The sequence below is a fragment of the Streptomyces sp. 5-10 genome, from assembly GCF_014712245.1.
GTDB classification, from domain to species: Bacteria; Actinomycetota; Actinomycetes; order Streptomycetales; family Streptomycetaceae; genus Streptomyces; species Streptomyces violaceusniger.
In genome coordinates this window covers 69,366-84,286 of record NZ_JACVYG010000022.1, presented here as the reverse complement: position 1 = coordinate 84,286, position 14,921 = coordinate 69,366, and the positions used below count along the sequence as shown (strand labels likewise).

General features: G+C 72.7%; 12 protein-coding genes and 1 pseudogene. 11 read left to right on the top strand and 2 right to left on the bottom strand.

What is annotated here, in order from left to right:
• The first annotated feature begins 56 nt into the window (after nt 1-56).
• The 6 genes from IEJ02_RS23870 to IEJ02_RS23845 all read left to right on the top strand — a co-directional run bounded on the left by IEJ02_RS23870 (nt 57) and on the right by IEJ02_RS23845 (nt 5,471).
• Nucleotides 57-1,655, top strand: coding sequence for a class I adenylate-forming enzyme family protein (locus tag IEJ02_RS23870; protein WP_191066733.1), 1,599 nt, complete (start codon nt 57-59; stop codon nt 1,653-1,655).
• 1 nt (nt 1,656) lies between these two features.
• Entirely contained in the window at nt 1,657-2,871 is a 1,215-nt protein-coding gene (locus tag IEJ02_RS23865; protein WP_191066732.1) for an FAD-dependent oxidoreductase, read from the top strand.
• 192 nt (nt 2,872-3,063) lie between these two features.
• The gene (locus IEJ02_RS23860; protein ID WP_191066731.1) at nt 3,064-3,897 is read left to right on the top strand and encodes an aminotransferase class IV; all 834 of its coding nucleotides are present in this window, start codon (nt 3,064-3,066) and stop codon (nt 3,895-3,897) included.
• Between the two features lie 39 nt (nt 3,898-3,936).
• Nucleotides 3,937-4,434 (top strand): carboxymuconolactone decarboxylase family protein, encoded by a 498-nt coding sequence (locus IEJ02_RS23855; RefSeq protein ID WP_164430651.1) that lies wholly within the window; start codon nt 3,937-3,939, stop codon nt 4,432-4,434.
• A gap of 54 nt (nt 4,435-4,488) precedes the next feature.
• On the top strand, nt 4,489-5,103 hold the full coding sequence (locus IEJ02_RS23850) for an Rv1733c family protein (protein WP_191066730.1): 615 nt from the start codon (nt 4,489-4,491) through the stop codon (nt 5,101-5,103).
• A gap of 77 nt (nt 5,104-5,180) precedes the next feature.
• A complete protein-coding gene (locus IEJ02_RS23845; protein WP_137981506.1) occupies nt 5,181-5,471 on the top strand; it encodes a DUF1876 domain-containing protein in 291 nt (96 codons plus the stop codon).
• A gap of 69 nt (nt 5,472-5,540) precedes the next feature.
• Here IEJ02_RS23845 and IEJ02_RS23840 read toward each other — a convergent pair whose 3' ends face one another.
• Nucleotides 5,541-6,251 (bottom strand): FadR/GntR family transcriptional regulator, encoded by a 711-nt coding sequence (locus IEJ02_RS23840; RefSeq protein ID WP_191066729.1) that lies wholly within the window; start codon nt 6,249-6,251, stop codon nt 5,541-5,543.
• A 183-nt stretch (nt 6,252-6,434) separates the two neighbouring features.
• Here IEJ02_RS23840 and IEJ02_RS23835 point away from each other — a divergent pair, with 183 nt between their 5' ends.
• The 5 genes and pseudogenes from IEJ02_RS23835 (at nt 6,435) to IEJ02_RS23820 (ending at nt 12,948) form a co-directional block, all read left to right on the top strand.
• Nucleotides 6,435-7,691 carry a cellulase-like family protein gene (locus IEJ02_RS23835; RefSeq protein ID WP_191066728.1) on the top strand — a complete coding sequence of 419 codons (1,257 nt, stop codon included), beginning with the start codon at nt 6,435-6,437 and terminating at the stop codon, nt 7,689-7,691.
• A gap of 183 nt (nt 7,692-7,874) precedes the next feature.
• A pseudogene (locus IEJ02_RS51115) lies at nt 7,875-8,149 on the top strand (MFS transporter); the annotation flags it as partial.
• Nucleotides 8,140-9,312 carry an anhydro-N-acetylmuramic acid kinase gene (locus tag IEJ02_RS23830; RefSeq protein ID WP_191066727.1) on the top strand — a complete coding sequence of 391 codons (1,173 nt, stop codon included), beginning with the start codon at nt 8,140-8,142 and terminating at the stop codon, nt 9,310-9,312. The pseudogene IEJ02_RS51115 and the gene IEJ02_RS23830, both read left to right, overlap by 10 nt.
• Before the next feature lie 181 nt (nt 9,313-9,493).
• The gene (locus IEJ02_RS23825) at nt 9,494-11,476 is read left to right on the top strand and encodes a hypothetical protein (RefSeq protein ID WP_275560674.1); all 1,983 of its coding nucleotides are present in this window, start codon (nt 9,494-9,496) and stop codon (nt 11,474-11,476) included.
• Between the two features lie 5 nt (nt 11,477-11,481).
• Entirely contained in the window at nt 11,482-12,948 is a 1,467-nt protein-coding gene (locus IEJ02_RS23820) for an ABC transporter substrate-binding protein (protein ID WP_191066726.1), read from the top strand.
• 3 nt (nt 12,949-12,951) lie between these two features.
• Here the strand turns inward: IEJ02_RS23820 and dnaK are convergent, their stop codons facing one another.
• Complete coding sequence (dnaK, locus tag IEJ02_RS23815) at nt 12,952-14,859, bottom strand: molecular chaperone DnaK (protein WP_191066725.1); 1,908 nt, start codon at nt 14,857-14,859, stop codon at nt 12,952-12,954.
• Nucleotides 14,860-14,921: the final 62 nt, after the last annotated feature.

The window sequence follows — 14,921 nt, the reverse complement described above, 5'->3', positions numbered from 1 at the left end:
CGGCCGCGCCCGAGCGCGCGGCCCCCTGAACACCTTCGAACGATGAGGACCTCGATATGTTGCAGCGGCTTCTCCCCGAGCGCGGGTTCTATCTGGGGCTGATGTTCCAGGAGGCTGCGGCCCGGCACGGCATGGTCAGGGTGACCCTGGACCGGCCACTGGACGTCGCCCCCGACGCCGGTACCGACCTCGGCTACACCGAACTGGCCGATCTGGTCGACGACCTGGCCGCCCGGCTGTGGTCGGCGGGGGTCCGCCCGAGTGAGCATGTGGCGATCCTCAAGGGCGACAACGTCGACATCGTGCTGCTGACCTGCGCCGTCTCCCGGATCGGCGCCGTCCCGGCACTGCTGTCGCCCTCACTGGAGGGACAGGTGGCCGCGGTGCTGCTGGACCGGCTGCACGCCCCGTGGCTGATCACCGACCGGGCGACGCTGGAGTCCACGCTGAGCACGGTGGACACCACCCTGGCCCGGGGCGTGCTGACGGTGGACGAGGCGCCCGGGAACACCGTCGCGCTGGCCGCGCTCGCCGGGGTGCCGCGCCGCCCGGCCATCAGGCTCCACCCCCGGGAGCCCTCGCTGATCACCCACAGCTCGGGGACCACCGGCATACCGAAGCTGGCCGTGCACTGCCCGCACACCATGTGGAACCGGCTGGTGCCCCAGCAGGCGCTGGGCCGGGCCACCCGCGGGGAGGCGGCCGCGCTGCACATGTCGTTCGTCCACTCCCGCTTCTACCATCTGCTGGGCGTACTGCTGCACTTCGGCAGCCCGCTGCTGCTGCTCGTCGACCCCGACCCGGCCCACGCCGGCCCGCTGCTGGCGGCGCACCGCCCCGGCATCGTGGAGACGCACCCCAACACCTATGTGCTGTGGGAGGACCTGGCCGACGTGCCGAACGGCCCGCTGTCCAACGTCCGGGCGTACGGCTCCACGTTCGACGCCATCCACCCCCGGACGGTGCGGCGGCTGCTCGCCGCGTCCCGGCGCCGCGACCCCCGGCTGATGCAGCTGTACGGGCAGAGCGAGACCGGGCCCGTCGCCTTCGGCTGGTACACCCGGCGGGGCGCGGACCGGGTGGAGGCACGGCGGGTGGGCACCGGCATCCCCGGATTCACCCGGATCCGGGTGGTGGACGAGCGGGGCCGCACGTGCCCGCCGGGTGCGACGGGGGCCATCGAGGCCCGCACCCGCGGCCGGATCCTCACCTATCTCGGCGCGCCGGAGAGTTACGCCCGGCAGGTGGACCGGGGCTGGTGGCGGATGGGCGACATGGGCTACCGCGACCGGTGGGGCGCGCTGTATCTGCTGGACCGCGAGGTGGACCAGATCTCCACCGTGGACAGCACGCTGGAGGTGGAGGACGAGCTGCTGTCGCGGTTCGCCGACCTCCGGGAAGTGATCATCGTCCACGGTCCTGGGCGCGAGCCGGTGCCGGTGGTGTGCACCCGGGGGAACCTGCCGCTGGACCCCGACAGCTGGCGGCGGGCGACCGAGGATCTTCCGGCGCTGGCCGAGCCGGTGCAGTGCCGCTTCGAGGATCTGCCGCGCACCGCCACCTGGAAGATCAAGCGGCTGGAGATCGCCCGGCGGCTCGCCGCAGGTGAGCTGCCCACCCTGTCCGCCCTGTCCACCGCACCGGTCGGTGGCTGACATGGCGGCGGGTAGGGACGGCGGCCCGGTTCTGGTGGTGGGCGCCGGACCGGTCGGGATGACGGCGGCGCTCACCCTGCGCGCCGCCGGGCTGCCGGTCCTGGTACTGGAGGCCGGGGCGCGGGACCGGGTGCGGCCCGGGAGCCGCGCGCTGTTCGTCCACCGGCGGTCGCTGCGGCTGCTGGAGCGGGCCCGCCCGGGGCTGGGCACGCGGATCGCGGCGTACGGAACCACCTGGCGCACCCGGCGCACCCTCTACCGCGGCCGCGAGGTGTTCGCGCAGACCTTTCCGCGAGCTTCCGGGGACGGGGCCACGGACCTGCCCGCGTTCACCAGCCTGCGTCAGGTGGACACCGAGCGGTTCCTCCACGAGGCGTGTACGGAGGCGGGCGTGGAGTTCCGCTTCGACGCCGAGGTGCACGAGGTGCGCACCGACGGCGACGGGGTGACGGTGACCGATAGGGCCGGCGAGAGCTGGACGGCCGGCCATGTCATCGCCGCAGACGGGGCCCGTTCGGGGGTGCGCAAGGCGCTGGGCATCCCGCTGGAGGGCACCCGGTCCGACGGCTACCACGTGGTCGTGGACGTGGCGGATCCGCCCGGCGGGGACCTGCCGGTCGAGCGGGTCTTCCACTACGAGCACCCCGGCACCGGCGGCCGCACCGTGCTGCGGGTGCCGTTCACCGGGGGCTTCCAGATCGATCTGCAGTGCCGCGCGGACGATCCGCCGGAGTCCTTCGGCACCGAGAAGGCGCTGCGCCGCTGGCTGCCCCGGCTGGTGGGCGAGGACTGCGCCCACCAGGTGCTGTGGGTGTCGCGATACCACTTCCTGCGCAAGGTCGCCGCGTCGTTCGCGGATCCGTCCGGCCGGGTGCTGCTGGCGGGCGAGGCGGCGCATCTCTTCCCGCCCTTCGGGGCCCGCGGGATGAACAGCGGGATCGCGGACGCCGTCGCGGCGGCGGAGGCGGTGTCGACGGCATGCTCCGAGCCATCGCGGGGACCCGCCACGGTGGCCGGGTACGCCTCCGCCCGCCGGAGCGCGGCCCTCTACAACAGCGAGGCCGCCGGAGCGGCCCTGGACCATCTGCGGCCCCGGCCGTGGAAGCGGGCGACCCAGCGCGTGGCGGCCGCCCTGTCCCCGGTGGTCCCCCGCTGCGGGGAGTGGCTGGAACACGCCCCCTACGGCCCCCGGGGTGGCCCGGCGCGCGGCTATTGACCGGCAATCCAGCGAGCGCGGCCAGGATCCCGGCCGGACAACGGAACGACGGAACGACGGAACGACGGAACGACGGAACGCGGACGTAGGACACCGGGACAGCACGGCATCGGACATCGAGACATCGAGCACATCGGGACATCGAACACATCGGGGCATCGAGCACATCGGGACGGAGACGTGGAAGCGGACATGGTCGCCACACAGAACATCGGTCACGCCGACGCGTCGGACCAGAAGCAGTGGACGCTGATGTGGCGCGAGGACGGCGGGCTGATGCCCTCCCGGGCGGTGCCGGACAGCGCGCTGCTGGCCGCCGACTCCTGGCTGATCGACGACGGGCGGGTGCGGGGGCTCGACCACCACCGCCGCCGGTTCGTCGCCGCGTGCGTCGAGGCGAGCGGCGACTCCCCCGCCCGGATCGAGAGCTTCTGGCGCGACGCGATCGCCGCCCTGCCGCGCACCGAGCGCTGGTTCCCACGGGTCGAGCTGGCCGGTCCGGAACCGGCCCGGCTGTTCCTGCGGGTCCGGCCCGCGCCGCCGCGGACGGTCAATGTGACCGTGTGCCTGACCGAGGAGTTCGACCCGCGGTCGCATCCCCGCCGCATCGGCCCCGACCTGTCCCTCCTGGCGCATCTGCGGGAGCGGGCCGCCGCCCGCGGCGCGCAGGAGCTGCTGCTCACCACCCCCTCCGGGCTGGTGCTCGAGGGCACGGCGGCGAGCGTCCTGTGGTGGGAGGACGACGTGCTGTGTCTGCCGCCCCCGGAGCTTCCGCTGCTGGCGGGCGTGACCTCGGCCCTGATCCAGGACCGGGCGGCCGAGCTGGGCATCCGCACCGAGCACCGCCGCCGCACCGTGCAGGAGCTGGACGGCCGCGAGGTATGGCTGGTCAACGCGGTGCACGGGATCCGCCCGGTGACCGCGTGGCTGGGCCGCCCGCTGCGGGCGGGCCCGGCGCTGCGCGCCGCCTCCTGGCAGACCTGGCTCGACGGCGTTCCCAACCCCCTGACCGTCCCGATCCACTGATCGCCCCGACCCCCCGATTGCGACGAACGGAGTTCACCGATGACGACGACCACCCCGGCCCGCACCACCGCCCGGCTGGATCTGAAGGGCCTCGCCCCCGAGGTCTCGGCCGCGATGGGGGAGCTGCACCGGGCGGCGGTGCGGGCCGCCCGGGCGGCGGGGGTCGAGCCCGAGCTGCTGGAGCTGGTCAGGATCCGCGCCTCGCAGCTCAACGGCTGCGCGTTCTGCCTGGACATGCACACCAAGGACGCCCGCGCCCAGGGCGAGACCGAGCAGCGCATCCACACCCTCGCCGCCTGGCGGGAGACCCCGTTCTTCACCGAGCGGGAGCGGGCCGCGCTCGCGCTGACCGAGGCGGTGACCTCGATCCAGGACGGCCATGTGCCGGACGAGGTGTACGCGGCCGTCCGCGAGGTCTTCGACGAACCGCAGGTGGCGGCCGTGATCTGGGCCGCCGTCGTGATCAACGCCTACAACCGCACGGCGATCAGCGCGCGGATGGTGCCCGGCGCCTATCAGCCCGCCCCGCGCACCTGATCCCGACGCCCGCGCGACCGCGCGCCGACGTCAGCACTCGCTGGAGGCCAGACCATGAACACCCACGGACCGCGACGCGTATTCGGGCCGCGTCCGCCCCTGCTCAAGCGTCCGGCCAGGGGGCCCAACCCGCTGCGCCGCCGGACGGACCGGATCCAGACCTGGTGCACGGTGCTGTTCGTGCTGATCCTCGTGGTCGGGCTGCCGGCCGCCGCGATCAGCGCGGGGTACGCGGCACACGCCTCCCAGATGCGCGTCGTGGCCGCCGAGACCTCGGCCCGGCACCAGATCACCGCTCGGCTCGCCGATGCCACCCCCGGCCCGGCCCACAGCGATGTGCGGGAGCCGCGGCAGGCCCGGGTGCGCTGGGTCGCGGATGACGGTGAGCGCCATACGGGCACCGCCACGGTGGCGGGCGAGGGCGGCTCAGGGGACGAGGTACGGGTCTGGGTGAACCGCGAGGGCGCCCTGGCGCAGCCGCCCTCCTCCCCCTCGACCGCGCGGACCATGGGCTGGTTCACCGGCTGTATCACCGCGGCGACGGTGGCCGCGCTCGCGTTCACCGGGCGGGCCCGGGTCCGGCGGGCCCTGGACCGCAGGCGGTACGCCCGATGGGAGGCAGAGTGGAAGGTGGTGGAACCCGCGTGGTCCGGCAGGAACCGCCGCTGAGCGGGGCCCCGGCCGCCGCCGCGGGGTCCGGCCGCTTCCGGCGTCGGAAGCGGCCGCCAGAAGGTGAGGAGCAGACCATGTCGCACACAGTGGAGTGGAAGGTCCATCTCTACCTCTCCGAGGACGAGGGGCGGACCAGGGCGCGCGTGGAGCTGGACACCGGGGCCACGGCGCTCACCGGCCGGGGACTGGCCCGGTGCAACCCGGACGACGAGGACGTGCCCGTGATCGGCGATGAGCTCGCGGCCGGGCGGGCGCTCAGCGACCTGGGGCAACAGCTGGTGCGGGCCGCCGAGCACGACCTGGAGAGCGTGGGCGCGCCCCCGGCCTCGCGCAGGCCACGGCCCGGCTACGGCTGGATCGCCTGAGGGCCCGCCTAGCCTCCACATAGCCTCCATACAGTCGGCGCGACCGCCGTACGGGTCGCGTGGAGGGGTTCAGCGCCGGGCGGGCCGGGCCGCCGCCCGGTCGACGTCCTCGGCCGCCTTGGCGAGCAGATCGAGCATGGCCAGCTCGGCGCGGGGAGCGTTCCGGTCCCGGACGGCCTCCAGCACCCGGCGGTGGCTGGGTACGGGGTCGTCGGCGTCGCCGTGGGCGTGCACCAGGCGGTCGCGCTCCCGCAGCCCGGGCTCCAGGATCAGCTCGAGACGGGCCAGCAGCTCATTGCCGGTGGCGGTGAGCAGCGCGCGGTGGAAGGCGGCGTCCGCCTCCGCCTCGGCCGCCAGATCGCCGCGGGCGCGCTCCATCGCGGCCAGTGCCGCCTCCAGCGCGGTCAGGTCGGCGTCGGTGCGGCGCAGCGCCGCGCGGTGGGCGGCGGCGGGCTCGACGACGCCGCGGATGTCGATAAGGTCGCGCATCAGCCGCCGGCCGTCCCCGCCGTCCATGCGCCAGCGGATGACATCGGCGTCGAGGAGGTGCCAGGCCGAGCGGGGACGGACGAAGGTGCCGCGCTTCTGCCGGGCGTCGATCAGCCCCTTGCCCGCGAGCACCTTGAGGGCTTCGCGCATCACCGTAAGGCTGACGTCCAGCTCCTCTCCCAGCGCGCGGACGTCGAGGATGTCGCCCTCGGCGAAGTCCCCGGCGACGATGCGGGCGCCCAGCCGCCGCACCACCTGGCCGTGCACGCCTCGGCCGGCATAGGACGCCATGGATGTTCTCCTCGTGGGAAGGCCGGATGAACGGGAAGACCGGGTGAACGGGGTGGAAACCCGACCACCCTAACGCTGGCCATTATTTATGAATACATCTTGACAGCCCGTTGGCGCATTCCGGACCATGAACCGATCTCTCGTCTCTGTCATCGCCGAGCCGCCGACCGCGGGGAGCCCCCTGTGACGCTGTCGCCGCATCTGCCGGACAAACTGACCATCTCGCTGTGGGACTTCAGCTGGTACACCCGCACCGGCCCGGATGAGCCCTTCGCCGATCTGGACCGCGCCTTCGAGGATGCCGTGGCCCGCGGCTACAACACGGTACGCGTCTGCGCCATGCCGTTCCTGCTCTTCGGCTCCCGGCTGGACACGACCAAGCTGCGGCCGTCGGCGCTGGGCGGCGCGTACGGGCAGCGGATGCGCTGGTACGACCTGGGCGGCGGGGGCGAGATCGACGGACGGGCGTGGCTGCGCGAGCTGTTCGAGGCGGCCCTGCGCCATGACTGCTTCGTCATTCTCTCCAGCTGGGAGTACCAGCAGAGCCCGTCGTTCGGCGAGGACCGCGCCTGGTTCGACGCGCTGATGGCCGTCGATCCCGAGCGGCGTGCCGAGGCGCTCGCGGACGCGCTGGCGGATCTGATCGACTTCCTGGTGATCCACGGTCTGGACGACCGGATCGCCTTCACCGAGCTGCACAACGAGGTCCAGGGCAGCCGGCTCACCGAAGGGCTGGACGGCGAGGACAAGGTCGTCGCCCTGCGGCCGCGGCTGGAGCGGGGCCTCGCCCGGTTCAAGGAGCGCCACCCCAACCGGCCGGTCACGGTCAACTACGCCAAGGTGCCGGTCGGTTCGCTGCGCGGGGTCCCCCGCGAGGTGGATGTGGCGGTCTTCCACCCCTATGTCTACGGGGTGCTGGACGAGCTGCTGACCACCTTTGCCATCCGCGACCGGGACCGCCCCTTCCCCCAGGAGGCGGTCCGCCGGGAGCTGCTGCGCCCCGGCGCCCCCGATCTGGCCGACTGGGCCCCTCCACCCGGCGATCGCTGGCGGCTGGAGGCCACCACGGTCGGCCCCCGGGAGATCTACGTCCACGACTGGTGCGACCCCGACCGCTGGGACGCCTGGCTGTACGACCGCTACGCCGTGCACCGGCTGGCGATGGACCAGCGGCTGGTGACCTGGATCGAGGCGGCCGCGGACTGGGCGGCCGGAAACGGGGTTCCGCTGGTCTTCGGCGAGGGCTGGATCGGCTACACCCCGCTGCACGGGACCTTCGAGGAGGGCCCGGTGGGGGCCGCGTTCTGCCGCCGCGCCGTCGAGGAGTCGGCACGGGTGGGCGCGTGGGGCGCGGTGGTGTGCTCCAACGCGGCGCCCCAGCACCCGATGTGGCAGGACATCGCGCTGCAGCGGGAGTGCAACGCGGTGCTGCGCGGCTGAGGGCGGGCCCGTACGGCACGGTATGGACCCGCCCCTCGGGGCGTACGGGATCTGCCCAGACCTCGAGCGCCGCTGGAACCGCCCTCGCACCGGTAACCGCGCTCGCTGACGGGTACGGACATCACATCCCCTTGGCGGTGACGGCTGAAAGGGCCCGGATGTGACGACGTCCCCAGCGGATTCCAGGATCCGGGCAGTTCGGCGTGGGTCCAGGGGGCGGCGGTCTTCGTGGCGGGCGTGGTGGTGGGCCTGATGGCGGGGCCTGGTCCGGCCATGCTCGCCGAGATGTTCCCGACCCGGGTCCGCCACACGGGTCCGGGACTGGCGTACGCGCTGTCTGCGCCGTCAGCGTGGTCGCCCTGTTCACCCCGCGCGGGGAGGACCCCCGCGGGGCGCTGCCCGACGCGGCGCGGGCCACGACGGGGGCCGAGCGGGAGGAGGAGACATCATGCGGGTGATCGGTCTGATGTCGGGCACGTCCCATGACGCGGTGGACGCCGCGGCAGCCGATCTGGTGCTCGACGGCGACACCGTGGTGCTGGCCCCGCTGGGGCTGGTCAGCGAGGCGTACCCGGAGGCGCTGCGGTCGGCGCTGCGCGCCGCGCTGCCCCCGGCGGCCACCACCATGCGGGACGTGTGCGCGCTCGACACCCGGATCGGCCAGGCGTTCGCCGCGCTCGCGGTCCGCGCCGACCGGGAGCTGTGCGAGGGGCGTACGGACCTCATCGGCTCCCACGGGCAGACGGTGTACCACTGGGCCGAGGGCGGACGGGTGCACGGCACGCTCCAGCTCGGCCGGCCCGCCTGGATCGCCGAGGCCACCGGCCGCCCGGTGGTCTCCGATCTGCGCACCCGCGACGTGGCCGCGGGCGGCCAGGGCGCTCCCCTGGTCAGCCTGGTGGACGCCCTGTGGCTGCGCGGGCGGCCCGGTGTGTGCGCCGCCCTCAACCTGGGCGGGATCGCCAACATCACGGTGGTCGCCGGCGCCGCCGATCCGCTGGCATTCGACACCGGCCCGGCGAACGCGCTCATCGACGCGGCGGTCGGCGAACTGACGGGCGGCCGGCTGGACCATGACGCGGACGGCGCCATGGCGGCGCGCGGCACCGTCCACGAGCCGTTGCTGGAGCGGCTGCTGGCCGAGCCGTACTATGCGCTGCCCGCGCCCAAGACCACCGGCAAGGAGCTGTTCCACGCGTCCTGTCTGCGGGCGGCCCTGGCCGCCACGGGCCCGGTGCCGGACGACGACGTGGTCGCCACCGTCACCGAGCTGACGGCCCGGACGGTGGCCGACGCGGTGCGGTCGGTGCATGCCACCGAGGTGATCGCCTCGGGCGGCGGCACCCGCAACCCCACCCTGATGCGGGCGTTGCGCCGGGAGCTGGGCCCCATCGCGCTGCGGACCTCCGATGACCTCGGCCTTCCGGCGGCGGCCAAGGAGGCGTACGCCTTCGCCGTCCTCGCCTTCCTGACCGCCCATGGGCTGGCCGGTACGGTGCCGAGCTGCACCGGCGCCCGCCATGCCAGCGTGCTGGGGTCGATCACCCCGGGGCGCCGCGGCCTCGGCCTGCCCGCGCCGGGGCGGCCCGCGCCCACCCGGCTGGAGATCTTCCGCCGCTGAGCGGGGGCCGCTGAGCCGGGGGGCGGCGCCCCGTGGCCGGTGAGCCCTCACCGCGGGAAAGGGATGTCGGCGCCGCCCGTAGCGGGAGTAGGTTGGGGAACGGCCCGCTATCGAAGGGGTGAATGTGGGTATAAGGACCCCTAGTTGCCGACGGGGGGCCTGAACGGGGGGACGGGGGCACGTGGCGGAATCCGGAATGGGCGTGGGCCTGCGAGGCCGCAGCGGGATCATCAGTCTGGTCGGGGAGTGCCTCAGGCTGGAGCCCACGGACGAGCGGCCGGTGATCATGCTGTTGGGGCCGCGCGGCAGTGGGGCCAGCGACGCTCATGGCGCGCTGATGGAGAAGTTCGGCCCCGAGACGCCGTTCGCGTACGTCAATCTCGGCGGTGAGCAGTCCCTGCTGCCGCGGTACGCCCTGGCGCTGCTCGCGCGCCAGCTGGAGCGCAAGCTGCCGCGCTACCGCCGCTCGCACTTCCCGCGGCTGACGCTCGGTCTGCTCGCCTCGGACCACCAGCTGCGGATGACGAGCCTGGCGGAGGGGCGGCGCAACATCCGGCGGGAGCTGGACGCGTTCCAGGAGCAGGCGGAGGCGCGCTACGGCGACTATCTCGCCGCCTTCTTCGAGGTGGCCGGGGGCGCCGTGGGCGCCCCCGACGGCGCCTCCACGGCGGCGCTCGCGCTGCTGCGGGACGCGCTGCGGCGCGGCCGGAGGCGGCTGCCGGGCCGCAAGTTCACCAGCAGCGCGGCCTGGTACGGCGGCCATCCGCTGCTCCAGAGCCGGGATCCGTGGGAGGCGCTGGTCGAGCTCAACCTGTGGCGCCACGACGGGGACGAGGACGATCAGGAGCGGCTGGACCGGGTGCTGTTCTCGGCCCTGCTGGCGGACATGCGCGGCAATGTGCGCCACTCGTTCATGCCCCGCTCGTATCTGCTGTTGCTGGACAACTCCCATACCGCGTACGGCCGTCGCTTCCTCGATCTGCTGATCCGGGCCCGCCATGACGACGCCGTGGTGGCGGGCGCCGACTGCGATCCGCTCACCGTCGTGGCCAGCTCCAACCGCTGGCTGCCCCGCTGGGGCCCGGCCACCGGCGACCAGTGGCCGTGGCAGCTGCGCGGCCCGGACCGGGCCTCGCTGGCGGACTGGCGCGAGCACCGGCCGGGCCGGGACAGCGATGACACCTGGTGGTATCCGCTGCGGCTGCGCGACCTCAATCTGGACGAGGTGCGCATCCGGATCGAGCTGGAGCTGCGCCACCACCCCGACCTCGCGCCGTTCACCCGGCTCGCGCCCTTCGTCCACCGGCTGACCGCGGGGCTCCCCCGGGCGGTCAGCCTGGTCCTGGAGCTGCTCCGGCACTCGTCCGTGCCCGTCGAGGACGGCGCCGAGCAGGACCGCTGGCTGCGCACCCTGCCGGACCGCACACCGCGGGAGGGCGAGGACGCCCGGACGCTGGCGGAGGCCGCGCTGGACCATCTGCTGCGCGGTTTCGACCCCGCGCGGCGGGTGGCGCTGGAGGAGTGCGCCGCGGCGCGCGACCTGTCCATCGGCACCCGGCTGCTGGGCTCGGGCGACTCGCTGTTCGGCGAGGTCCGCGGCCGCTGGCTGCTGGACAGCCCGGGCGCGGTGACCCCGGCCCTGCACCCCTGGCTGCGGCGGCTGTTGCTGTGGCGGCTGGCCGGGCGTCCGGACGACTGGGACGCGGTGCACGAGCTGCTGGCCGAGTACTTCAGGGCCGAGGGCCGCCCGGTCCAGGAGATGTACCACCGGCTGGCGGTGGAGCGGATCGACGAGGTGACCGGGTATCTGGTGGAGCGCTTCCCGGCGGTGCCCGCGGCGCAGTGGATAGCTGAGTTCAACACCATCACGGCCGCCCCCAACCGGCTGGGCCAGGCCGGCGGACCGCTGGAGCTGCTCGCCGACCTCGCCCCGGACGAGCCCCCGGAGGCGGTCACCGCCGCCTCGGTGATCCGGGAGCTGATCACGGTGCGCTGGGTGTGGAGCGATCCGCTCGCCGACCCCGGGATGCGGCTGAACGACATGATCGCCGACGGCTTCAACCAGCTCTCACGACTGCGGAGGAACGACATCGTGGCCCTGTTCAACGAGGCGGAGCGGTACCGCCACTGGCGCCATCCGCTGACGCGCGCGGGCGAGGGGTGAGACCGGTGCCGAGACTGGAATGGCCGCTGCACATCGTGCGCCGAGTGGTGATCGGCGTGATCGTCCTGGCCGTGCTCGCGGTGGCGATCCCGCTCGCCGTGAACTGGTTCGCGGAGAAGCGGGACCGGTGCGGCGACGGCGTCGTCAAGATGGGCGACGACCACGAGTGCGTGGGCGTCACCGACGGCTCGTACAGCTTCGCCGACCATCTGAAGCCCGTGGAGAAGAAGATCAAGGCGGAGAACGACCTGGTCGACAAGCGCGGTGACAAGTACGTCAGCGTCGCCTATATGACCTCCTTCACGCTGACCGAGGTCGACAGCAACTCCGAGGAATCGGTCCGGCATGAGCTCGAGGGCGCGTATCTGGCGCAGTACCGGCACAACCGCGGCGATCTCTCCTCCTCCCCCAAGATCAAGCTGTTGATCGCCAATATGGGCAGCAGCGCGGCCCATTGGGAGCACACCGTCGATGAGCTGATCGACCGGAAGACCTCCGACGACAAGCTGGTCGCGGTCACCGGGCTCGGCCCCAGCGACACCCAGAACCTCGACGCGCTGCGGCGGCTGTCCGACAACGGTCTCGCCCTGGTCGCCAGCACCATGACGGCCACCAACATAGAGGGCATCAAGGGGCTCGTCCGGGTCTCCCCGACCAATGTGGACGAGGCGTACGCCGCCTCGGCGTATCTCAAGGAGGAGAACGTCCGCCGGGCGGTGGTGGTCCAGGACGACGCGCGGGACAACTACTACGCCAAGACGCTGGGGGACGCCTTCACCAAGGTCTTCCAGGACATGAAGGGCCACCAGCTGGTGGCGGACCGGATGACCTATGACTCCTCGGTGCGCGGGGCCTGGGAGAACGAGCTGCGCTACATGCCCGGGCAGCTGTGCGACCAGAAGCCGGAGGCGGTCTTCTTCGCGGGCCGCGGCAAGCACCTCACCCGTTTCCTGGACGCGATCGCCAACCGCCCGTGCCAGGACCGGGAGTTCATGGTGATCACCGGCGACGACACCACCAACCTCACCGCCGATGACCTGGCCCACGCCGCCGAGAGCAGGGTGCGGGTGCTCTACACGGGCCTGGCGCACCCCGATATGTGGCGGGAGGACCCCGACTCCGTCTCCCGCCCATCGGCCCGCTACTTCCAGCCGGGCGGGTTGCTGGCCAAGTGGTTCCCCGACGACCAGCACCAGGACGGCCAGGCCATCATGGCGCATGACGCGGTGCTCACCGCCGCCCAGGGCATCCAGATGGCGGCGCTGGGCGACGTGACCGGGGAATCGGTGGCTCGGATGTTCCACCAGATGAACAGCCGTCAGCAGGTCCCGGGGGCGAGCGGCTTCATCTCGTTCCAGAACAACGGCAACCCGCGCAACAAGGCCATTCCGATCCTGCACCTCAACGCGAAGGGGCGCTCGGAGCTGGTGGAGGTATCGGCACGACGGGGCGAGCCGGCCAGGAAGCAGTGACGGTCAGCCGGCGCCGCCCCTGGGCTCGTCCCCGGTCTTCTCGTCGTCGACGATCTCCGCGTCCACGACGTCCTCCTCGGCCCCGTGGGCCCGGCCCTCCCCGTCGCCGGAGGAGCCGCCCGCGGAGCCGCCGGATCCGCCGCCGTCGGACGGGCCGGACGGCTGGGCCTGGGCGTAGATCGCGGTGCCGATCTTCTGCCCGATGGCGGCGGTCCGCTCGGTGGCCTCGCGGATCGCGTTGGTGTCCTCGCCCTCGAGCGTCCTCTTCAGATCCGCGACCGCCGCCTCGGCCTCCTGCCGGACGTCCCCGGGCACCTTGTCGGCCTGGTCCCGCAGCAGCCTCTCGGTCTGGTAGACGAGCGACTCGGCCTGGTTGCGGGTCTCGGCGGCCTCGCGGCGCCTGTGGTCCTCCTCCGCGTACTGCTCGGCCTCGCGCATCATGCGGTCGATGTCGTCCTTCGGCAGCGCGGAGCCACCGGTGACGGTCATCCGCTGCTCCCGGCCGGTGCCGAGGTCCTTGGCGGAGACGTGCATGATGCCGTTGGCGTCGATGTCGAAGGCCACCTCGATCTGCGGCACCCCGCGCGGTGCGGGCGGCAGTCCGGTCAGCTCGAACATCCCGAGCTTCTTGTTGTACGCGGCCATCTCGCGCTCGCCCTGGAAGACCTGGATCTGCACCGACGGCTGGTTGTCCTCGGCCGTGGTGAAAACCTCCGAGCGCTTGGTCGGGATCGTGGTGTTCCGCTCGATCAGCTTGGTCATGATGCCGCCCTTGGTCTCGATGCCGAGGGACAGCGGGGTGACGTCCAGCAGCAGGACGTCCTTGACCTCGCCCTTGAGGACACCGGCCTGGAGGGAGGCGCCGATCGCCACGACCTCGTCCGGGTTGACGCCCTTGTGCGGCTCCTTGCCGGTCAGCTCCTTGACCAGGCCGGTCACGGCGGGCATCCGGGTGGAGCCGCCGACCAGGATCACATGGTCGATATCGGCGGTCTTGATCCCGGCGTCCTTGATCGCCTGGTGGAAGGGGGCCTTGCAGCGCTCCAGGAGGTCCTCGGTCAGCTGCTGGAACTGCGAGCGGGTGAGCTTCTCGTCCAGGTGCAGCGGGCCCTGGTCGGAGGCGGTGATGTAGGGCAGGTTGATCGTGGTCTCGCTGGCCGCGGAGAGCTCGATCTTGGCCTTCTCGGACGCCTCGCGCAGCCGCTGGACCGCCATCTTGTCCCGGGCCAGATCCACGCCGTAGCCGTGTCCGAAGCGGGAGACCAGATGGTCCACGATCCGCTGGTCCCAGTCGTCGCCGCCGAGGTGGGTGTCGCCGTTGGTGGCCTTGACCTCCACCACCCCCTCGCCGATCTCCAGCAGCGAGACGTCGAAGGTGCCGCCGCCGAGGTCGAAGACCAGGATGGTCTGGTCGTTCTCCTTGTCCAGCCCGTACGCCAGGGCGGCGGCCGTCGGCTCGTTGATGATCCGCAGCACCTTCAGCCCGGCGATCTCGCCCGCCTCCTTGGTGGCGGTGCGCTGGGAGTCGTTGAAGTACGCGGGGACGGTGATCACGGCGTCCGTGACGTCCTCGCCGAGGTACGCCTCGCCGTCGCGCTTGAGCTTCTGGAGCACCCGCGCGGAGATCTCCTGCGCGGTGTAGCGCTTGCCGTCCACATCGCCGGTGGCCGGGAACCGCCACCGGTCCTCGCCCATGTGGCGCTTGACCGACCGCGCGGTGCGCTCCACGTTCGTCACCGCCTGGCGCTTGGCGACCTCACCCACCAGCACCTCGCCGTTCTTGGCGAAGGCCACCACCGAGGGGGTGGTCCGGGCGCCCTCGGTGTTGGTGATGACGGTCGGCTCGCCGCCCTCCAGGACCGATACGACCGAGTTCGTCGTACCCAGGTCAATACCGACTGCGCGAGTCATCTCAGCCCTCCTCCCGATCTGTCTCCCAGTATCCCAAAAGGGATATTCGGGAGCGGGGCGCG